The sequence below is a fragment of the Paenalcaligenes niemegkensis genome (genome assembly GCF_022230885.1).
In the GTDB taxonomy this organism is placed as follows: domain Bacteria; phylum Pseudomonadota; class Gammaproteobacteria; order Burkholderiales; family Burkholderiaceae_B; genus Paenalcaligenes; species Paenalcaligenes niemegkensis.
The window spans coordinates 22,595-39,547 of the sequence record NZ_JAKGCT010000007.1; the positions used below are offsets into that span (position 1 = coordinate 22,595).

General features: G+C 51.6%; 28 protein-coding genes. 20 read left to right on the forward strand and 8 right to left on the reverse strand.

All coding sequences use genetic code 11. The features are described 5' to 3' along the window. Nucleotides 1-162: 162 nt before the first annotated feature. The 5 genes from L1889_RS17970 to L1889_RS17985 form a co-directional block, all read right to left on the reverse strand. Entirely contained in the window at nucleotides 163-1,149 is a 987-nt protein-coding gene (locus L1889_RS17970) for a hypothetical protein (RefSeq protein ID WP_238666380.1), read from the reverse strand. Nucleotides 1,150-1,214: 65 nt separating this feature from the next. Further along, nucleotides 1,215-1,355 (reverse strand): YHYH domain-containing protein, encoded by a 141-nt coding sequence (locus L1889_RS19350; protein WP_372871907.1) that lies wholly within the window; start codon nucleotides 1,353-1,355, stop codon nucleotides 1,215-1,217. A gap of 65 nt (nucleotides 1,356-1,420) precedes the next feature. After that, the gene (gene yidD / locus L1889_RS17975; RefSeq protein WP_238666381.1) at nucleotides 1,421-1,624 is read right to left on the reverse strand and encodes a membrane protein insertion efficiency factor YidD; all 204 of its coding nucleotides are present in this window, start codon (nucleotides 1,622-1,624) and stop codon (nucleotides 1,421-1,423) included. Continuing rightward, nucleotides 1,617-1,868, reverse strand: a complete 252-nt coding sequence (locus L1889_RS17980) for a DUF4177 domain-containing protein (protein ID WP_238666382.1) — start codon at nucleotides 1,866-1,868, stop codon at nucleotides 1,617-1,619. The genes yidD and L1889_RS17980 overlap by 8 nt, the downstream gene beginning before the upstream one ends. 82 nt (nucleotides 1,869-1,950) lie before the next feature. Beyond that, the gene (locus L1889_RS17985; RefSeq protein WP_238666383.1) at nucleotides 1,951-2,616 is read right to left on the reverse strand and encodes a S24 family peptidase; all 666 of its coding nucleotides are present in this window, start codon (nucleotides 2,614-2,616) and stop codon (nucleotides 1,951-1,953) included. Nucleotides 2,617-2,921: 305 nt separating this feature from the next. Between L1889_RS17985 and L1889_RS17990 the strand changes: the two genes are divergently transcribed. From L1889_RS17990 to L1889_RS18050, 13 genes are all read left to right on the forward strand, one after another. Continuing rightward, a complete protein-coding gene (locus L1889_RS17990) occupies nucleotides 2,922-3,371 on the forward strand; it encodes a hypothetical protein (RefSeq protein WP_238666384.1) in 450 nt (149 codons plus the stop codon). Nucleotides 3,372-3,521: 150 nt separating this feature from the next. Beyond that, the gene (locus tag L1889_RS17995; RefSeq protein ID WP_238666385.1) at nucleotides 3,522-4,049 is read left to right on the forward strand and encodes a hypothetical protein; all 528 of its coding nucleotides are present in this window, start codon (nucleotides 3,522-3,524) and stop codon (nucleotides 4,047-4,049) included. Beyond that, complete coding sequence (locus L1889_RS18000; protein WP_238666386.1) at nucleotides 4,042-4,515, forward strand: DUF1367 family protein; 474 nt, start codon at nucleotides 4,042-4,044, stop codon at nucleotides 4,513-4,515. The genes L1889_RS17995 and L1889_RS18000 overlap by 8 nt, the downstream gene beginning before the upstream one ends. Then, on the forward strand, nucleotides 4,512-4,964 hold the full coding sequence (locus L1889_RS18005; RefSeq protein WP_238666387.1) for a Ref family recombination enhancement nuclease: 453 nt from the start codon (nucleotides 4,512-4,514) through the stop codon (nucleotides 4,962-4,964). Before L1889_RS18000 ends, L1889_RS18005 begins: the two co-directional genes overlap by 4 nt. Continuing rightward, complete coding sequence (locus L1889_RS18010) at nucleotides 4,961-5,857, forward strand: LvrA C-terminal domain-related protein (protein ID WP_238666388.1); 897 nt, start codon at nucleotides 4,961-4,963, stop codon at nucleotides 5,855-5,857. Before L1889_RS18005 ends, L1889_RS18010 begins: the two co-directional genes overlap by 4 nt. Continuing rightward, nucleotides 5,844-6,506, forward strand: coding sequence for a DUF6475 domain-containing protein (locus tag L1889_RS18015; protein WP_238666389.1), 663 nt, complete (start codon nucleotides 5,844-5,846; stop codon nucleotides 6,504-6,506). The genes L1889_RS18010 and L1889_RS18015 overlap by 14 nt, the downstream gene beginning before the upstream one ends. After that, a complete protein-coding gene (locus tag L1889_RS18020) occupies nucleotides 6,503-6,685 on the forward strand; it encodes a DUF7696 family protein (RefSeq protein ID WP_238666390.1) in 183 nt (60 codons plus the stop codon). Before L1889_RS18015 ends, L1889_RS18020 begins: the two co-directional genes overlap by 4 nt. Further along, nucleotides 6,682-7,653 carry a phosphoadenosine phosphosulfate reductase domain-containing protein gene (locus L1889_RS18025; RefSeq protein ID WP_238666391.1) on the forward strand — a complete coding sequence of 324 codons (972 nt, stop codon included), beginning with the start codon at nucleotides 6,682-6,684 and terminating at the stop codon, nucleotides 7,651-7,653. The genes L1889_RS18020 and L1889_RS18025 overlap by 4 nt, the downstream gene beginning before the upstream one ends. Beyond that, entirely contained in the window at nucleotides 7,650-7,847 is a 198-nt protein-coding gene (locus tag L1889_RS18030; RefSeq protein WP_238666392.1) for a hypothetical protein, read from the forward strand. Before L1889_RS18025 ends, L1889_RS18030 begins: the two co-directional genes overlap by 4 nt. Then, nucleotides 7,844-8,215: a hypothetical protein gene (locus L1889_RS18035; protein ID WP_238666393.1), complete on the forward strand. Its 372-nt coding sequence runs from the start codon at nucleotides 7,844-7,846 to the stop codon at nucleotides 8,213-8,215. The genes L1889_RS18030 and L1889_RS18035 overlap by 4 nt, the downstream gene beginning before the upstream one ends. Beyond that, nucleotides 8,202-8,363 (forward strand): hypothetical protein, encoded by a 162-nt coding sequence (locus tag L1889_RS18040; RefSeq protein WP_238666394.1) that lies wholly within the window; start codon nucleotides 8,202-8,204, stop codon nucleotides 8,361-8,363. Before L1889_RS18035 ends, L1889_RS18040 begins: the two co-directional genes overlap by 14 nt. Next, nucleotides 8,356-8,994, forward strand: a complete 639-nt coding sequence (locus L1889_RS18045; protein ID WP_238666395.1) for an adenylosuccinate synthase — start codon at nucleotides 8,356-8,358, stop codon at nucleotides 8,992-8,994. The genes L1889_RS18040 and L1889_RS18045 overlap by 8 nt, the downstream gene beginning before the upstream one ends. Further along, a complete protein-coding gene (locus L1889_RS18050; protein WP_238666396.1) occupies nucleotides 8,987-9,343 on the forward strand; it encodes a hypothetical protein in 357 nt (118 codons plus the stop codon). The genes L1889_RS18045 and L1889_RS18050 overlap by 8 nt, the downstream gene beginning before the upstream one ends. 351 nt (nucleotides 9,344-9,694) lie before the next feature. Here the strand turns inward: L1889_RS18050 and L1889_RS18055 are convergent, their stop codons facing one another. Beyond that, nucleotides 9,695-10,240 (reverse strand): hypothetical protein, encoded by a 546-nt coding sequence (locus L1889_RS18055; protein ID WP_238666397.1) that lies wholly within the window; start codon nucleotides 10,238-10,240, stop codon nucleotides 9,695-9,697. A gap of 250 nt (nucleotides 10,241-10,490) precedes the next feature. Between L1889_RS18055 and L1889_RS18060 the strand changes: the two genes are divergently transcribed. From L1889_RS18060 to L1889_RS18070, 3 genes are read left to right on the forward strand one after another with little or no spacing between them, the layout of a single operon-like run. Continuing rightward, nucleotides 10,491-10,706, forward strand: coding sequence for a hypothetical protein (locus L1889_RS18060; protein ID WP_238666398.1), 216 nt, complete (start codon nucleotides 10,491-10,493; stop codon nucleotides 10,704-10,706). A gap of 19 nt (nucleotides 10,707-10,725) precedes the next feature. After that, a complete protein-coding gene (locus L1889_RS18065) occupies nucleotides 10,726-11,037 on the forward strand; it encodes a hypothetical protein (RefSeq protein WP_238666399.1) in 312 nt (103 codons plus the stop codon). Nucleotides 11,038-11,094: 57 nt separating this feature from the next. Continuing rightward, nucleotides 11,095-11,313 carry a hypothetical protein gene (locus L1889_RS18070; protein WP_238666400.1) on the forward strand — a complete coding sequence of 73 codons (219 nt, stop codon included), beginning with the start codon at nucleotides 11,095-11,097 and terminating at the stop codon, nucleotides 11,311-11,313. A 117-nt stretch (nucleotides 11,314-11,430) separates the two neighbouring features. Here the strand turns inward: L1889_RS18070 and L1889_RS18075 are convergent, their stop codons facing one another. Further along, on the reverse strand, nucleotides 11,431-11,673 hold the full coding sequence (locus L1889_RS18075) for a hypothetical protein (protein WP_238666401.1): 243 nt from the start codon (nucleotides 11,671-11,673) through the stop codon (nucleotides 11,431-11,433). A 183-nt stretch (nucleotides 11,674-11,856) separates the two neighbouring features. After that, a complete protein-coding gene (locus L1889_RS18080; RefSeq protein WP_238666402.1) occupies nucleotides 11,857-12,210 on the reverse strand; it encodes a hypothetical protein in 354 nt (117 codons plus the stop codon). A 104-nt stretch (nucleotides 12,211-12,314) separates the two neighbouring features. Between L1889_RS18080 and L1889_RS18085 the strand changes: the two genes are divergently transcribed. From L1889_RS18085 to L1889_RS18100, 4 genes are read left to right on the forward strand one after another with little or no spacing between them, the layout of a single operon-like run. Next, the gene (locus L1889_RS18085; protein ID WP_238666403.1) at nucleotides 12,315-12,833 is read left to right on the forward strand and encodes a hypothetical protein; all 519 of its coding nucleotides are present in this window, start codon (nucleotides 12,315-12,317) and stop codon (nucleotides 12,831-12,833) included. 2 nt (nucleotides 12,834-12,835) lie between these two features. Then, nucleotides 12,836-14,323 (forward strand): terminase large subunit domain-containing protein, encoded by a 1,488-nt coding sequence (locus tag L1889_RS18090; RefSeq protein ID WP_238666404.1) that lies wholly within the window; start codon nucleotides 12,836-12,838, stop codon nucleotides 14,321-14,323. After that, nucleotides 14,323-15,693 carry a DUF4055 domain-containing protein gene (locus L1889_RS18095; protein WP_238666405.1) on the forward strand — a complete coding sequence of 457 codons (1,371 nt, stop codon included), beginning with the start codon at nucleotides 14,323-14,325 and terminating at the stop codon, nucleotides 15,691-15,693. Before L1889_RS18090 ends, L1889_RS18095 begins: the two co-directional genes overlap by 1 nt. Further along, a complete protein-coding gene (locus L1889_RS18100; RefSeq protein WP_238666406.1) occupies nucleotides 15,680-16,858 on the forward strand; it encodes a minor capsid protein in 1,179 nt (392 codons plus the stop codon). Before L1889_RS18095 ends, L1889_RS18100 begins: the two co-directional genes overlap by 14 nt. Nucleotides 16,859-16,953 lie beyond the last annotated feature (95 nt).

A 16,953-nucleotide genomic window follows, 5' to 3' on the forward strand; every position in this document is an offset into this window, starting at 1 on the left:
CATCTCAAGGGTGGTTTGGGTGGGGTGGATGCACGGATGCTTATGAGCGTTGTGCAGGCTGCAGATGTAAAAAAGCCCCGTTAGGGCTTAGTGGAATTAAAAAACCCTCGGAAGAGGGCTCACAATAAGAGGCGCCAATAAATAAAACGTGGGCTGGATTTTCTAGAAAAGACTAGGCTGCGGTTTGTGATCATCGACAGTAGAGGCTTCATCATATTCCTTGTTTTCTACATAAGACCTTACAACCTGAACGGAAGGATATTGATCACGTAAATTTAGTTTCTTGATGATTAAGTTTGTTGGCACTAGCCTAGCCCCATCCGCAGGATCAGGCTTGTATAGCACCCCTACGTCGGCATATATGGTACCTGTCAATGCACTGGGCTCTATGTGCGGATACAACGTTGCTGGCAATCTTTTTTCAAGCCCTCCTGCCATAGCGGACCAGCCCTTGCTTCTATAATCTAAATCAGTAGCGCGAATGTCCAATAAAACATTTGTATAGTCAATCTCTTGTAGAGAGGAGATCTGGAGGATTTTGGATGGCATCTCCCCTATCGAGTTGGCCGTTAGGGTGATTGGCGCATCATCAGTGCCAAATTGAATAGATGTTCCAGGAGCATTTTTTGCTGGAGCGATAAGATCCATATATGCTTGTTTTAGCTCTGGATTGGCTTGTATCGTTTTTTCTATTGTTTGAGCGAAAGCTTCCTCTGACAGACCGCTTATGTTAGCTCCAGCAACGACTACGACGCTATTGTTAGCCTCTATATGAGTGGTCGGTTGGCCCGTTTGAAATAGTGCTTTGTAGCCTACAAACAAAATAAATGCAGCGAAAACTATATCAATTAATCGCACGATTCGTGGGTGCTCCTGACCGAACTTATATATGAATTCATCTAGATCCTTATCTGTCTTAAATCTTAATCTGCTCCAAAAACGTATGTATTCACTTCCTGTTTCAACGCTTTCAAGTTTAACAGACAGGCCTTGTATGCTGGAGCTCAATAGCGATTGGAGTGCGTAAGGAAGCCCTTTTAGGGATTTATCAAGCCCCTGAAGGGATCGTATGATTTTTTTGAGTGGGACTGCTTCCACGCTATCGTAGTAGATCTCGTGGGGCATTTCCAGATCATAGTAAGCAGTCATAGATTCGCGTTAGTTGGTGTTGTTGTGACGGATTGGATTAGCAGTCCTAACAGTTCGTCTGGTAGTTAATGACAATGCCTAGTGCCATTCTTGTTGTCGTTATGACATCCGTTTTTATCCGTCCGGCCACTATGGGCAGATACGTCGGCGGTCACGGCACTGAGCGAAATCAGGGTGAGGGCGAGTACTGCGAATATCTTTGTCATGAAGTGCCTTTATTAATTAAAGAATAAAAAATAAACACTGCTACCTGAAATCATCAATAAGAGCATTAAGGCCAATCTGTGCCGCCCTGCGGTGGTTTGCACTGAATCAAGCGCTTAATGGTCATTTTCCAGCCTTTCCAAAAACCATGTTTTTCTACTGCCAGTAAGCAATATTCCGAGCAACTAGGCTCAAACCGACATGATTGCCTTACACGCTGTGGTGCTAGCTTTCTGTAGGCATTGACTATTAACTTTGTCAGGCTAGGCATCAGCCCGACGACGAAATGTAATGACGTGGTAATTACTAAACGTCTCTTTATGCCCAAACAGAGAAGCCAAGCATCCAGCTGTTGTCTTGACTCCAATGCTGTCTATTCGTTGAAACTCCCAGCCGTCTTCGGCATTTTTATTCACTACACTTTCTAAGTAATGGGCCGCTTCGCTGCCTTTATGTTTCTTGGCCTGAACTTCAATGTTTGGTGGAATCTGTACCATCTTGTAGGTGTATGTCATTGCCGTTTCTTTACAAATAAATAAATAATAATAATTTTCGTTACTTCAAGCCTAAACAAAAGGGCCCGAAGGCCCCTGATGCTTACCCTTTTCTAAGCGTCCACCATGCAAGCACTTTGCCACATACGGTAATGGAGTCAGCGGCAGTGGCTAAATCAAATCTTTCTTCGTCGGGGAATTCGACAGTGTTTTCGCTTCTCAGTATCAGAATGCCATTTGATTGGATCATGGCCTTTTTGAGTAGAAGCAGTCCGCCCACGTCAATGACGTAGTACCCAGGCAGATCAATCCACCTATGCTCGACATCAACAAAAACAATGTCATGGTCCTGGATGGCTGGCATCATGCTTTGCCCAATACCAGTCAATAACTTCACTCGGCTTGTGCTTGTTGTTCCTACTTTTTGCTTAATAAAGCTATCAAGCACGTCCAGATGGTGCACAACCAGATCCCCATCGTGAGACCTTCCTGTGCCCATTGACGGTTGATAGGGCAGGTGCTCTAGGCGCGTGTAGCCCTCAGGAGGGCGGCTAGATAGTGCAGGCAATATTGCTTCGCCAGTCTTTCTTTCGCGGGGGCCAACCCCAAGAGCCAGCCAATCACCGCTCACATTTAATAGCTGTGCGGCCCTTGCGTTATTAGCGGCATTAAAGGCGGAGGATTTTCCATCTATCACCTTTTTGACTGCTTGATAAGAGGCGTCGAGCGCGTCAGAAAGCTGCCGCACATCCATGCCAGCCTCTTTCATTGCCCAATCTAGACGATCTGAGTATTCAACCATAGTTGAGAATATAAGCTATCAGTCATGAACTATAGTTGCAATTAGAGATGAACTATAGTTAAATTGGCGTATGAGAAAAGAATATGCAATTCAGCTGCTTGGAGGATCTGTCGCCTCAGCAGCCAAAGCACTAAACATTACCTATCAAGCCGTAAGTAAGTGGCCTGAGGTTTTGTCGCCTGCCGTTTCGGACAGGGTAGTCGCTGCCGTGGCGAAGTCAGACCCATTGGCTTGGCCTGAAAGCTGGAGACAGATTAGTAAGCAGCGACCGTATGAGACTGAGGAGACTATCCATGCGTAACCCCAACCCCTGGCGCCCAGACCCAGACGACGAGCGCATACCGATAGGTCCCGGCGATGCTTCAGTGCACCGTAGTAGCGCCATCGTGACCCAGCCCATGCTGCATGTTCCAAATCAATCGCTCGAACACGCCCAATACGTGATCGTCGGTGGGTTCATCGAACGCGGCATAGGTCAGATTCACAACATCGTCAAAAAGAAGTTCATGTTCCATTGCCAGATTTTGCAACGCCTGGCGGTGGTCGTCTATTCGTACTTCCCGAAGGTTGGTTTTGTCCACCCATCAATGAAGCGTCACAGCGCCTTGCTGCCCAAGACCGTGCCGAGCATTCCACACCAGACGCTCTTGCACGGCGTCGACATGGGCCTGACTGGGGTCGTCAAACGTTTGGCAGGCGAGATCAACCGCCTTGTCCTGTAGTTCCAGTAATTCGTAAGTATCCATGCCGCATGGTTGCGGTTGTTTCAAAACAGATTTCATTTGTAGTCCCAAGGCAAATAAACATGACAGTTGCATCGTAGTAGATGCTGCCCTTGGGTTAAACGCTGAAATACAGAGGGGTTCAACCCAATGACTAAACGGTTTTCATCTTTGAGTTGGCGCGATGCGCTTTATAACGCTGTGCGGCAGACGCCGGGCGGTGTGAATGCTGCTGCCTTGTTCCTAACTGAGCGTCGCGGTGTTTCCATTCACCCTGAATCGTTGCGCCGAAAGTTAACGGGTGGTGAGCAGCTAGACCTTGATATGGCCTTCTTGCTTATGGAGTGGATGCAGGACTTCGTTTGCAGCCGAGAAGCCGCAAAGGATTGGTTGATTGCAGCTAATGAGCAGGCCGAGCTGAGTGTGGTCGAAATGCCGCCGGAACCAGAGGGAGGCTTCTCTGATGAAGGAAGTGCGTTAAATCACAAAGGCCTAAAAGCGATTTCAGAATTAGGAGAAATGTGCGCTGCGATTACAAGCACCACCGCTGATGGTCGAGTAACAGAGGAAGAGCGAGAGCTAGTTGTTGCCAAAGCGCGTGTGCTTATCGTTCTGTGTTTTCGAGTGATTCGCAATGTGACTCGCTGGCGCTCTAAAGAGGTGAGTCGCCATGACTAAGGTTGCACTACGCATCAACGAGCAAGGCCGCTTGGAGGGGCTGACGCCTGCTGACAGCAGGGCCTACAACCGATTCAAGGGCAAGCTTCAAAAACTACAGCCTGGCGAAACCATTAGTTTTGAACACCGCTTCCCTCGTAGCGGCGCATTCCATCGCCGCCATTTTGCCATGCTTGGACTCGTGTTCGATAACCAAGAGCAGTTTGCCTATCCAGATGACTTCCGTAGCTGGGTAGAGGTTGGTGCAGGGCATTGTCAGTTTGTGCCAGGCCCTGATGGGCGCATGGTGGCACTCCCTAAATCTGTTTCTTACACCAATTTAGATGATGTGGAGTTTTCCGAGCATCACGCAAAGGTCGTGAGTTTTTTACGCTCCACTGCAGCTACTCGTTTTTTGTGGCCACTCATCAATGACACGCAAGCAGGGCAGGCAATGGAGTCACTGCTGCAGGAGTTTGAGCGATGAAAGCCTGGAATAGCACTTTAAAGCAGGGAAAGCCGCTGCAACGCGGCACCTGGAGCGCAGGCCGACCAAAGGCCATGAAATCCCGTGGCATGAAAGGCAGGGCGGTAACGACAGAGCAGAAGCGGTTTCACGATCGGCTAGCAGAGATGGGCTGCACTGCTTGCCGCCGTGATGGTGTTCATCAGCCAATTGTGAGCATTCACCACATCGATGGGCGCACCAAACCAGATGCGCACTGGTTCGTTTTACCGCTATGCGCTGGCCACCATCAGGACGGCACTGGCGTGGCGGGTTTAATCGCCGTTCACCCATGGAAAACGAGATTCGAGGAGCGCTACGGCCGCCAGGTTGATTTGCTGCGCCTATGCATCGAAATACTAATTGAACGTGGCTGCGATGTGCCTGCTGGTGCGTTGTCGGCTGCAGGAATGGAGAGGGTAGAGGCATGAGGCCATTAGATACATTACGTACGGTTGGTCGCCCAATTGCCTACTACTCAGGAATTGCTAAGCATGTCGGAGGCGTGAATGCCGCCATCTTGCTATGCCAGCTGATGTATTGGGATGAGTTGGCCGGAGACCAAGAGTTAGGCGTCTACAAAACGTCTGAGGAGTGGGAGGAGGAAACGGGTCTTAGCTACCGTGAGCAGGCTGGTGCACGTAAAAAGCTACGTGACCTCGGTCTGTTGGTTGAAACCGTACAACGTCTTAAACATCGCATTTATTACAGGCTCGATCACGATGCATTTAACGCATTTATGGAGTCGCTTTCTAAGCCTAAAGGCGGTGGCGAGGGCGACGAAAATGAGGGGGAATCGGCGAACGACCAAAGCGCACCTCCCCAATTGCACAAACCGCAATCCCCGAACGACGAAAACGCAATTGGGGAACAACCCAAAGCGCAGTCGGCGGGCAACCCAAAGCGCAAGTCGTTAATAGATACAGAGAATACAGCAGAGACTACTACAGAGATTACGTCGTCTGGCGACGCCGCTGAGGCTACTGAATGCCAATTTACCAAGTTCTGGTTGGCCTACCCAAACACTCCGCGCCGTGTTGCTAAACGCAAATGCTTGGAAAAGTGGAAGGCTGAAAAGCTCGACAGATTTGCTGACGAAATTATCGATCACGTTCGGGCCATGGCGAAAACGAAGCAGTGGCGTGATGGCTATGAGCCTGCTCCGCTGACCTACCTGAACCAAAGCCGCTGGGAGGATGGATTGCCAGAGCCAGCTCAAGCTCAGGGCAGCCAGGGCTCTGCATCGCCCTTATACGACCAAAACATGGCTGCCGCTGAGCAGGCCAGACAAATGCTTTTTGGAGACGACAATGCAACAGTCTGATTACCGCGAGTTCACCCAATTGGTAAACGCTACAGCAGAGCTTCACAGCAGGAGCATGTCACCAATGGCGCTAGCGCTGTGGTGGAACGCACTTAAGCAGTATGACCTTCCAGCTGTTCGCGAGGGACTGAACCGTCATATGCAAAACCCTGATACGGGACAGTACATGCCAAAACCTGCAGACGTCATCAAATTTATTGGCGGCACCACGCAGGATGGTGCACTACTGGCTTGGGCAAAGGTTGATCGTGCCGTGCGTATGGTTGGTACTTACCAGAGCGTAGCGTTTGACGATCCTGCGATCAATGCCGTGCTGCAAGACATGGGTGGCTGGATTGCGCTAGGCACAAAGAGCGAAGACGAATGGCCCTTTGTCGCCAAAGAGTTTGAGAACCGTTATCGCGGGTACCGATTGCGTGGCGAGTTTGAGTTTCCTAAGTGGCTCCCTGGCATAGCGGAGGCCCATAACGCACAGAGCCCTCAGAACGCTCAGCGTATTGAGCCTCCTGTGCTGATTGGCGACCCAGTGAAAGCTAGGCAGGTTTTGCTGATGGGCGGCTCAACGAAAAAGGATGCTGCCAAGCAGCTCACTGATGCTGAATTCAAAGGAGCGCTGATGCTGCCCGAGCCAGCGGAGGCGAACGCATGAGACATCAATCAACCGAGCAATATCGCCATGAATGCGAAGCGAGATACGTCCTATCCATGCCGTTTAACGCACGCAAGCCGTTCCTTGAGTTAGTTGGCAAACGTCGTGGTGATGCTGCAAAAACCGCTCTAGAGCTAGAGGTCAGGCGCCAGTATCGCTTGTCCAAGGAGGCGGCATGAGAGTAATGCATGTCATATCCGTGTCCGGGGGCAAGGACTCGGCTGCTACGCTGCTGCTGGCCATTGCCCGTTTCGGCCGTGAGTACGTGATCGCCATATTCTGCGATACCGGCAATGAGCATCAGGTCGTCTACGAGTACCTGGATTATTTAGAGCTGGCCCTGGGAATCAAGATTACCCGGTTGAAGGCTAATTTTGATAATGAGATAGCGAACAAGCGAAGGTTTATTGCTCGGGATCAGCGCACAGGTCGCCGTCATGGTCGCAAGTTGCGCTGGACAAACAAAGCCAAGCGCAGGGCGCTAGCTGTGCTGCAACCAACGGGCAATCCGTTTTTGGATCTGTGCCTGTGGAAAGGGCGCTTCCCGTCGCGCAAAGCACAGTTTTGCACTGAGCAGCTAAAGCGCAATCCAGCCGTTGAATTCCAGATGGACCTAATTGACCAGGGCTACAAGGTTGTGTCTTGGCAGGGTGTGCGTCGCGATGAAAGCTTAAACCGACGCAGAGCCAAGCGTTTTGAGGATGTCGGCGGCGGCCTGTACATCTACAGGCCTATCGTTGACTGGTCGGCTCGGGACGTATTCGATTACTGCGCTAGGCACGGCATCAAGCCAAACCCGCTGTACATGCAAGGGATGGGTCGTGTCGGTTGCATGCCATGCATCAACGCGCGCAAAAACGAGCTGCGAGAAATAGGCGCGCGTTTCCCTGAGCATGTGGCTCGAATCCATGAATGGGAGCAACTGGTCGGCGCAGCATCCAAGCGACAGGCGTCCACGTTCATCCCTGCGCCAGGCATCACGCCTGTCCAAGCCAAAGAGCACGGCATTTACTCAATCATCGAGTGGTCCCGGACAAGTCGTGGCGGGCGCCAGTACGACATGCTGGCAGATTTGATTGATTCCGATAGCTGCGCCTCGTCGTATGGGCTATGTGATTCAACTAGCTGGGAAGAGGTGACAGCATGACGCGCAAATATCCTAACAACAAACCGCACTTGCTCCTCGATCGCTGGATTGCTGAGCTGGCGGTTGATGAATGGCTGTCAGCAGAAAAGGTTGCTGAGGTTGTCGGCGTTTCCGGTCACTGCGTACTGCCTGCGATTCGCCGTGTTTACGGGTGTGGCGTAATCCAGGTTCGTGCGCAAAGGCAGGTAGCATGATCGAAATTCGTTTGTCCTGGCCGGAAAGTGCTTTATTCCCAAATGCTCGCGGTGGCCGTCACTGGGCATCATTTCAAAAGCATAAGGAGAAAGCACGTACTGATGGCTACATGGCAGCTAAAGCAGCTGTTGGCATAGCCAAACCTGAGCTGTCGCACCGGGTGCCGCTCAGTATCACCTTTGCCACGCCTAACCGTATACGTCGCGACATCGATGGCATGCATGGCGCCATAAAGCACCACCTTGATGGCATCGCTAAAGCGCTAGGTGTCGATGACAGCGTGTTCAGGCCTGTATTGATTGATGTTGAGCTAGATCCTGCTAAGCGTGGATTTGTGCGTGTGGAGGTTGGTAATGGCGCTACCTAGATGGTGTTACGACGATCCTGCAAAACACGTGGATTTCATCCGTCGCAAACGTGAACAGCATAACGAGCGCCAGCCTGAGGCCAAAGAGCGGCGCGCAAGGAAAGAGCTAGAGAAGTTGTTTAAGAAAGAGGAAGGCAAGAATGTTTAGTCATAAGGAATTGTGCGAGCTGGCGCTGCGCTGGCTGAAGCGGCCTAATTCTCGTAGTGGTCCCGGCTGTGATGTGGCTTTAAGCGAGTGCCGTACAGGTTGGGACGGCGAGGTGCCTGATGCCATTGGCTTTAGGACAAGCGCACCCCATGCAGGCAGTGTGTTGGTAGAGGTTAAAACCAGTCGCTCTGATTTTCTGGCTGACAAAAACAAGCCGCACAGGCAAAGCGGTGGCGTAGGCGATTGGCGCTATTACATGGCACCGGAGGGCGTTCTATCCATTACCGACATGCCCGATAAATGGGGGCTATTGGAGGTGAATAAACGTGGCCACATCAAAATACGCAAAGGACTGGCTCTGCATCATAAGAATTACGGCCAGATGAAGGATCAAGCCCCGCAGTGGCAATTCGCTGATGTTGATCGTGCGCGTGAGCAGTTTTTGTTAGTGCGTGTACTGGCTAACACAGACCCGCAAAAGACATTGGATTACACGAGGTCCATATCTAACGCTCATGCAGCGCTAGTACGCCAGCTCGATAGCATTGCAATGTCATTAGGACTGCCAGAAGGATCATCAAGCTATAGCATCCAAAACCGCATAGAAATGATGGGGGCCGCCAATGCGTAGCTACGACGCTGATTCGATTCTATGGAACTGGGCCCGTTGGTGCGCGTCAGGTGAGAGTGTGGGCAACATGGAGCATGTAGTGCCGTTCGAGGACGAGTATCGGCCCATCAACGTCGACCAGGCCGTAGCGGTAGAGCGGCTGCATAAAACGCTGCCTCATCACGAGCAGATGGTTGTGATTGCAGAATACCCTCAGCGTAATGGGTTATTTGCAGGACTGCAGGCTAAGCAACGCAGGGAGAAAGCGCAGCGGTGGATTAAAAGCGTGACCGGAGTTTGGTTGCGTGAGCATGAGTACAAGCTGTACGTGGGTTTGTTCAGGGATTTGATTTGGAGGGAAGTGGCGTGAAGTATGCGGAAGAGGTTATTGGCTTGCTGGCGGCGCACCCGGGCCGACGGTTTAAGATGCGACAGGTGCTTAATCACGTTGCGCCACGTGCGTCTCAAAGGCAGTTGCCAGCAATCAGGGTTGGTGTTTGGCGGGCCTTGTGTGCGTTAGAAGAAAGCGGCCAGGTCGGCATAGACAGGGGAGAGGGCATTAACGGAAGCTCTGCCGAATATTGGTGGCAAACCATAACATCTGATCGTGGACAACCATTACAGAAACCAGCACAATACGGGTGAGAAAGTTGCGTCTTGAGTAAACGAAGCCCCGCCATTGAGCGGGGCTATTTTTCACTTAGCGCATTCAAAAAATCATTCAACTATTCGCCAGTTTCATTAGCGCGAAAATTAAGAATAGTGTGCCAAAGAAAATAGACGCTAGAGAAAATGACTGCATAAGTCGGCGATGGCCGGTGGGCCACGCATCCGGCATAGGCGTGGGCTGATTGGAGCCCATTTTGATGCTTTGCAAAATAGCGGCTGAATCCTCGCGATACTTTTCTGATAAACCCGCATTGGGCAGTATGGTGGCCACCAGGCCGATCACGAAAACTCCGGCAGAAGCATAAATAGGCCAGCCGCTGAGTCCTTGCTTGCTTGCAATAATGGCAGCGCAAGTCGCTAGGCCCGCTATGTTAGCTCCCGAGAGCATTTTTACAGTATCACGTAGCGTCTCCGCTGATTGTTCATATACAGCAGCCCATGCAGTAACGGCGGACTCGTTGTTGAGCTCTAGATCTATTGGAGGATATTGCGGTACATGAGGTGTTTTTTGTGTTTCGAAATAGAAGGCTAGGAGCCCCAAACCAAAGCCGATCATTATAAAAAATGAGCCGAAAGCCAGTATTGCCACCGTATTCATATCTTCTGAGTCTTTATGGTTGTTTATGCGGTTGTTGATACGGTGATTTATAACGCGAGGGCTGCGGTCTCAATCTGTCGATAAGGTGTGGCAAAGATTATTACTTTAGGGCGTTCTAGGGATTTAAACGCATGGCGACTGCGACCAGCCTGAAGCGGTGTGGCCTGAAACCGCACCTATACAGCCGCCATACGTTTAAGTGTCCATACCCACCCTTCGAGAGATCGGTGGGTTTTCTTTTGGAATCTGCATGCTATTCGTCCTGTCGGTAAACCATAAGGGCCGGATTGTCCTGGACACAGTGAGGCACGGCCGCACGCTATATTACATCGATGCAGAGCCACAGGTTGAGGATGATGAGCTTATCCGATCAGCATGGTTGGTGGCTCGTGATGAGGTGCCCTGCTATGTGTTTCATCACAAGTGCGGCTATGGATATCAACTAAGTGAGGGTTTGGATGGTTAACAAAGAAAATGGTGCAGCCGTGATTGCATCCACAGCTGTCGGCGTTATCGCCATCGTGATTCTTTCGATTGCCTGGTCTGCGCTCTGGTTCGGGCTGGCGCTATCGGTATTGTGGGGCTGGTTTATCGTCCCGTTATTTGGCGTTGCACAAATTGGCGCTGCTCAGGCCTATGGCTTGATACTCGTACTCAGAGTGCTGCAAGCGAAGGCGCCCAGCAAGGATGAGCAGAAGGCCAGCTTCGGAGAGCGCATTGTAAGGATCGTATGGGTACCGCCGCTTGCTGCGGGTGTGTTGATTTTGACTGGCTGGGCTGTGTCGGCTTGGGTGTGATGGCTAACTCTTGTCAGGTGGAGCATACTGTAGCTTCCTATTACATAAGGAGCGGATATGTTTCATGGGTCATTTGGAGCGCTAGATTTATTTATAGATAATGATGGCGTCCAGCACTGGGTGGTTTTTTATCCCAACGGTGAAAACAGGTTCTGTGTATCGCTGCAGGAGGCGATTGGCTATTTGAAGTCAATAGAAGAAGAGTGGATCAAAAAAGCTCAGGAAGTGTATTCTTTGGACGAAGCTGAGCATAGAAGGCTGAGACCACAACAATAGAAAGAGTGCCGCCCCATGGGGCGTTTTTTAATTGCTCAACTCACCGACTCATGAGCGATAAGCCATGAGCGGGGTATAACGATGGCCCTATACGGCGTAAAGAGACATAGCGAGGAGCTATGAACCCCGTAGTTGGCGGCAGATCTCTTCGTAATTGAGGTGAGTGTGGCGGCATCCTCCGGGTGACTTTAATGTGAGTGTAATGGCGTCATCATCAAGAGGTAGATATCCAACCCCACCCTCTAACTTAAAAGTATCGCCTGGTACGGCGCTAAGTATCGCCATAGCGTCTACTTCTGAAAAGCTTTTAGTGAAAGAGTAAGGGAGGTCGGCTTGCTGCATGGATACAAACTTAGTCATGTTAAATCTGCGTGGTTAAAAGCCTATTTGGCTTATCGCTGCTTTTTTTGCATTTAAACGTATAGTGCTTGGCACCACGCTACCTCGCTCCAGGCCCACTGAACGGAATGGGCCGCGCTTTACGCGAAGCCTCTTCCGTTAAGCGGGCGGGCCTGTCGAATACGTGGTTGATATTGTGCGATCTTAGGCCTTTGGCGCAGATTCGACCGCCTGAAGTTCCTTATCCTCTTGCTCTTCAATATGGAGAATGCGTGACTCAAATCGAGCCACGACCTCCGCAAATATTTCTTCTTTTTGTCGGGTGCGATCGTTGGCGTTCCCTTTGGTGCCGGACTTGCTGCCCACCTCTGAGCGGAGCGCTAATCTCTGGCGCCGAAAAAGATCGCGGTACTTATCCCGCAGCTTCCGACTGCGCTCAAGCTTAGTGCGAAGCTGCGGTTTGGTCAGCTTATTGATTTCGGTCGAGCTTCCGAAATCGTACAGCTCTAGTTCCTGGGCGGTAAGTAATTTCTTAACTTCGGTTCGTGCATGCGCCATAGCGATCCTCATGTTGCAAAGTGAAAAGTACTCATTAATAAGAAGCTTACCTTCAAAGCTTCGGGCTGTAACTGTCTTAGGGCGGTTTTTATTGGATAAAACAAATGAAGCAACCTGACTGGGAGGCTATCGAACGTGCCTTTCGGGCGGGTAGCCTATCAATACGAGCCATAGCAGAGAAGCATGGCACTAAAGAGGGAACGGTACGGAGTAGAGCCAAGCGTAATGGCTGGCAGCGAGATCTTACTGAGCAAGTAAAAACTGCTACTAAGGCGAAGCTGTCACGCACGACTTCACGCACTGACGTCACGCAGTCCACCGTGCGTGAAGATGCGCGAATAGTTGAGGACGCTTCAGACGAAGCTGCTGATGTTGTCTTAGCTCACCGCATCGTATTGGCTCAATGGCGAGGCTTAGCAAACAAGCTTTGCCATGCTCTGGATGTCATGGAAGTACACGAAGACAACCATAACGAATTTGCGCGTTCCCTGAATGCTGGTGTAGATGCCCAGCTGAAGGTGATCAAGGGCGAGCGCCAGGCATACAACCTAGACACCGAGGAAGGCGACAAGACTGTCGAGACGCTTTCTTCAATGATGGATGATTTATCGACTGAGGCTTAAATATGAAACCGGAGCATTTGAAGAAGCTTCGGGATAAGCACTGGCGATTAAACAATCTCTACTTCATTACGAATAAGCAGGGCAAGAAAGTCCGCTTTCGGATGACCGCCGAGCAGCTGGAGTATTTCAACGGCCTGCACACGCGAAATATCATCCTGAAGGCTCGTCAGCTCGGCTTTACGACTGAGCAGTGCATTATCCAGTTGGACGCTGCATTGTTCGAGTCAGCCAAGTGCGCCCTGATTGCTCACACCCTGAACGACGCCAAACGCTTGTTTAGGGAGAAGGTCAAATATGCTTATGACAACCTGCCTGCTGAGATTAGGTTGGCCAACCCAGCGAGTAATGACTCAGCTGGTGAGTTGGTGTTTGCAAAAGGCGGCTCGATCTACGTCAGCACATCCTTTCGTGGCGGTACGCTTCGATACTTACACGTTTCGGAGTTCGGTAAGATTTGCGCGAAGTTTCCGCACAAGGCTCGAGAGATCGTTACGGGTGCGTTTGAGGCGGTCGCAACAGATTGCTTTGTCACGATTGAATCAACGGCAGAGGGCCGAGCTGGGTACTTCTTTGATTACTCCCAGGCGGCCGAAAAACAGGCAGCGTCAAAACAGCCATTAGGGCCGTTGGACTGGAAGTTCTTTTTCTTCTCGTGGTGGAAGAATCCCGAGTACAGCCTTGAGCCTGTCGCGACATTACCCACGCGCCTAGTTGATTACTTTAACGAGCTTGAGGGCAAGCACGGCGTAATGCTAACGGAGGGTCAAAAGGCCTGGTACCACGCCAAAGAGAACACGCTCGGTGACGATATGAAGCGGGAATACCCGTCGATACCGTCAGAGGCGTTTCAGCAGTCAGTGGAAGGCGCTTACTACGCCAAACAGTTCGCGAGGCTTTACGCCCAGCAACGCATTGCCGAGTTGCCCGACAACAGCCACCAGCCCGTACATACGTTCTGGGACATTGGTGTTGGCGATTCGACGTCGATTTGGTTCGTGCGTTTTATTGGTGAGCAGTATCACGTCATTGATTACTACGAGAACTCCGGCGAGGGCTTGCGTCATTACATGAAGGTGCTGAAAGACCGTGGCTACACCTATGGTGACCACTGGGGGCCGCATGACATTGATAACCGTGAGTTTGGTAGCGATGGCAAGACTCGTCGAGAACTGGCTCGTGAGGGCTATGAGATCGACGGGGAAAAATACAGTATTCGATTCAAAGTAGTGCCGAAGCTCGGCGTCGATGATGGGATTGACCAGGCGCGGGAAATTCTGCCGCACTGCGCGTTTAACCAGTCCACGTGCGAAGAAGGCATTAAGTGCCTAGAAAACTATCGCAAAGAATGGGACGACAAACGCGGCTGCTGGAAAGATAAGCCACTACATGATTGGTCCAGCCACGGCGCTGACGCATTTAGATATTTCGCTGTGGCCATGGGTCGCAGAAAACGTACAGGCGGGGTCCGCCGAATTGGGGGCTTAGCCTGATGTCAGTAACCAGCACAAATCCAGGCTACGACGCGCACTGCGCTGAGTGGCAAATGATGGATGATGCTCTTGGGGGCGAAGAGGCCATTAAGAGCAACACGAAGTACTTGCCTAAGCCGTCCGGTATGGTCGAGGCCGAAAAGCAGGACAGCAGCAATCGATATCTATACGAGAGCTACCGAGACCGCGCTCAGTACGAGCACTGGGTACGCGACAGTTTGCGTTCAATGATGGGCATGGTGTCGCGTCTGCAGCCTGAAATCGAATTGCCTGAGGGCATGAAAGGCATGCTTGATAACGCGACGAGTGACGGCTTCGGCTTGAAGCAGTTGTTTTTCCGTATGGTGCGCCAGGCTGTATCCCATGGCCGTGTGCCTGTGGTCGTGAACATGGATGAGGATGGGCTGCCGTATTTCTCGACGTACAAGACGACGAATGCCATCAACTGGAAAACCGAGAACGTGGGTGGGCGGCAGGATCTGACTCTGGCTGTCTTTCGTGAATTCCGTGAGAAGGATCCTGACAACGAGTATTCGCACGAAACCATCCAAGTCTATCGCGTCTACAAGCTGATTGATGGCGTGTGTCATAGCGGCGTGCTAGATGAAAAGGGCGTCGTCGTTGATGAGTTTAAGGCCTTGGGTACTAGCGACGCAGGCGGTCAATTACTGAAGGGGTTGGATTATCTGCCGGTGATCTATTGCGGTTCGACTGACAATAGCCCAGACGTGGACGAGGTCCCTCTGCTTACGATGGCCAGGGCAGCGATCAAATCATACCAGCTAAGCGCTGACTACTTTACCAGCCTGCATTACACCAGTCACCCGCAACCTTGGGTCTCGGGCATGGAGGACGACAAAGGCTTATCGGTGACAGGGCCATCGGCAGCGTGGGATTTGGGCGAGCGTGGATCATGCGGTTATCTTGAGTTTCAAGGGGCCGGCATCGAGGCCGTACGCACTGCCATGCAGGATCAGAAGGGCGCTGCGCTTGAGGCGGGCGCAAAAGTCATGGACGTGTCGGGCATTGAGTCCGGCGAAGCACGCAAGGCACGGCAGGATGACCAGCATGCCACGCTGCACAGCATCGTTATCACGGTAGCAGAGGCCATCGAGCAGGGGCTGCGCTATGCCGCTGAATGGGCTGGATATAAGCCAGAGCACGTGACGTTTTCCGTGCAGCCTGAATTCTCTGTGCCTGGCGTGGATCCTCAGGTGGCTACGCAACTGCTACAAGCGGCAATGGCGGGCAAGATCAGCAACGACACCTACTGGCATTACATCACCACTGGCAAATTCCCAGAGCATGATTACGATTTCGAGGCGCTAAGGATTGAAAACCCCGGCGGCATAATCGATGAGCAAGAATGACGACCTGCGAGCAGCGCAACGTGCTATTGTCGCCGCGCTGTCTCAACATGCAGCACTGAGCTATCGGGCGTCGTCTGCCGTAGTTAATCGGCTGCATGAGCATATCGATCTGTTAGCTAAGGAGCTAACGGCTAGTTTGGCTGATCGCCTCGACAGTCTGACGCAAGCTGAGATGCAGGCGTTTCTATCCGGCAAGTACACGACGGCTAAGCTCAAGGCGATGCGTGCCGAGATTGACGGCTGGGGAGTGACGCTGAATCAGGCGATTAATTCTGAGTGGGATAAATCAGCGCTATCGCTGGCTGGTTATGAGGCAGCCTATATGGGCGAGGTGATGCATAAGGCGCTTGATGGTCTGCCCAAGCCAAAACCCAAACCCAAACCAGAAACCATGCTCCGAAATGCAATGCAAGCTCCGCTGATGGGGCAGTTTGTAGAGGATATGCTGTCGGGTATCGCACCAGACCAGACGGCGAGAATCTACGCCAGCCTTCGCCAGGGAATCGCGGCAGGGCAATCGAACAGCCAAATCATCCGAGCCTTGCGTGGTACCCCTGACCTGCGCTACCAAGATGGGCTGATGCAAGCAGCCAAGCGTGACGTCGAGCGAGTGGTACGCACCGCGCGTAATCACATTGCGAACGTGGCCTACGACAATACCTATGAAGCGCTTGGGGTTGAGTACGTGGTTCGTGTGGCCGCGCTTGAGGGACGCACATGCGTGGCCTGTGCCGGACTGGACGGAAAGATATACAAACGAACAGATCCAAAGCCTGCAGCTACCCTCCATCCGAACTGCAGATGTCAGTATGCGCCGGCGCTGGAGGGTGAGCTGATCGGCAATCGGCCTTTTGTGAAAGCGATGAAAGTGCGTGGCAGGGATGGAGTGAGCAAGTACCGATCCATAGGGGGTATGACCAAGAGTCAACGCGAGAAAGCTGGCCTTAAGATTGGGCAAACCAAAGCAAGCACGTCGTACTCATCGTGGTTTGCCAATCAGGACGCAGCGTACCAGCGCGAATGGTTAGGCCCAACCCGCCATAAGCTATATAAGCAGGGAAAGATGCCTATTGAAAGATTCTCAGACCCACTGGGGAAGCGCTACACTATTGATCAACTGCATCAAAGGGATGTAGAAACATTCAAGGCTATATTTGGCGACTAAACCTGAACCCTGCGACGTATTCTTTTTAGAATGGTGGACACTTCGAATCGTTGAACAATATCCGATTCACGAAGTACCGCAGGCGTGGCTGATGA

Bases quoted from the DNA above. Each gene is read 5' to 3' on its own strand.
- L1889_RS17970 (WP_238666380.1), bottom strand. From the start codon at position 1,149: ATGACTGCTTACTATGATCTGGAAATGCCCCACGAGATCTACTACGAT.
- L1889_RS19350 (WP_372871907.1), bottom strand. From the start codon at position 1,355: ATGACAAAGATATTCGCAGTACTCGCCCTCACCCTGATTTCGCTCAGT.
- yidD (WP_238666381.1), bottom strand. From the start codon at position 1,624: ATGCCTAGCCTGACAAAGTTAATAGTCAATGCCTACAGAAAGCTAGCA.
- L1889_RS17980 (WP_238666382.1), bottom strand. From the start codon at position 1,868: ATGACATACACCTACAAGATGGTACAGATTCCACCAAACATTGAAGTT.
- L1889_RS17985 (WP_238666383.1), bottom strand. From the start codon at position 2,616: ATGAAAGAGGCTGGCATGGATGTGCGGCAGCTTTCTGACGCGCTCGAC.
- L1889_RS17990 (WP_238666384.1), top strand. From the start codon at position 2,922: ATGAGACTGAGGAGACTATCCATGCGTAACCCCAACCCCTGGCGCCCA.
- L1889_RS17995 (WP_238666385.1), top strand. From the start codon at position 3,522: ATGACTAAACGGTTTTCATCTTTGAGTTGGCGCGATGCGCTTTATAAC.
- L1889_RS18000 (WP_238666386.1), top strand. From the start codon at position 4,042: ATGACTAAGGTTGCACTACGCATCAACGAGCAAGGCCGCTTGGAGGGG.
- L1889_RS18005 (WP_238666387.1), top strand. From the start codon at position 4,512: ATGAAAGCCTGGAATAGCACTTTAAAGCAGGGAAAGCCGCTGCAACGC.
- L1889_RS18010 (WP_238666388.1), top strand. From the start codon at position 4,961: ATGAGGCCATTAGATACATTACGTACGGTTGGTCGCCCAATTGCCTAC.
- L1889_RS18015 (WP_238666389.1), top strand. From the start codon at position 5,844: ATGCAACAGTCTGATTACCGCGAGTTCACCCAATTGGTAAACGCTACA.
- L1889_RS18020 (WP_238666390.1), top strand. From the start codon at position 6,503: ATGAGACATCAATCAACCGAGCAATATCGCCATGAATGCGAAGCGAGA.
- L1889_RS18025 (WP_238666391.1), top strand. From the start codon at position 6,682: ATGAGAGTAATGCATGTCATATCCGTGTCCGGGGGCAAGGACTCGGCT.
- L1889_RS18030 (WP_238666392.1), top strand. From the start codon at position 7,650: ATGACGCGCAAATATCCTAACAACAAACCGCACTTGCTCCTCGATCGC.
- L1889_RS18035 (WP_238666393.1), top strand. From the start codon at position 7,844: ATGATCGAAATTCGTTTGTCCTGGCCGGAAAGTGCTTTATTCCCAAAT.
- L1889_RS18040 (WP_238666394.1), top strand. From the start codon at position 8,202: ATGGCGCTACCTAGATGGTGTTACGACGATCCTGCAAAACACGTGGAT.
- L1889_RS18045 (WP_238666395.1), top strand. From the start codon at position 8,356: ATGTTTAGTCATAAGGAATTGTGCGAGCTGGCGCTGCGCTGGCTGAAG.
- L1889_RS18050 (WP_238666396.1), top strand. From the start codon at position 8,987: ATGCGTAGCTACGACGCTGATTCGATTCTATGGAACTGGGCCCGTTGG.
- L1889_RS18055 (WP_238666397.1), bottom strand. From the start codon at position 10,240: ATGAATACGGTGGCAATACTGGCTTTCGGCTCATTTTTTATAATGATC.
- L1889_RS18060 (WP_238666398.1), top strand. From the start codon at position 10,491: ATGCTATTCGTCCTGTCGGTAAACCATAAGGGCCGGATTGTCCTGGAC.
- L1889_RS18070 (WP_238666400.1), top strand. From the start codon at position 11,095: ATGTTTCATGGGTCATTTGGAGCGCTAGATTTATTTATAGATAATGAT.
- L1889_RS18075 (WP_238666401.1), bottom strand. From the start codon at position 11,673: ATGACTAAGTTTGTATCCATGCAGCAAGCCGACCTCCCTTACTCTTTC.
- L1889_RS18080 (WP_238666402.1), bottom strand. From the start codon at position 12,210: ATGGCGCATGCACGAACCGAAGTTAAGAAATTACTTACCGCCCAGGAA.
- L1889_RS18085 (WP_238666403.1), top strand. From the start codon at position 12,315: ATGAAGCAACCTGACTGGGAGGCTATCGAACGTGCCTTTCGGGCGGGT.
- L1889_RS18090 (WP_238666404.1), top strand. From the start codon at position 12,836: ATGAAACCGGAGCATTTGAAGAAGCTTCGGGATAAGCACTGGCGATTA.
- L1889_RS18095 (WP_238666405.1), top strand. From the start codon at position 14,323: ATGTCAGTAACCAGCACAAATCCAGGCTACGACGCGCACTGCGCTGAG.
- L1889_RS18100 (WP_238666406.1), top strand. From the start codon at position 15,680: ATGAGCAAGAATGACGACCTGCGAGCAGCGCAACGTGCTATTGTCGCC.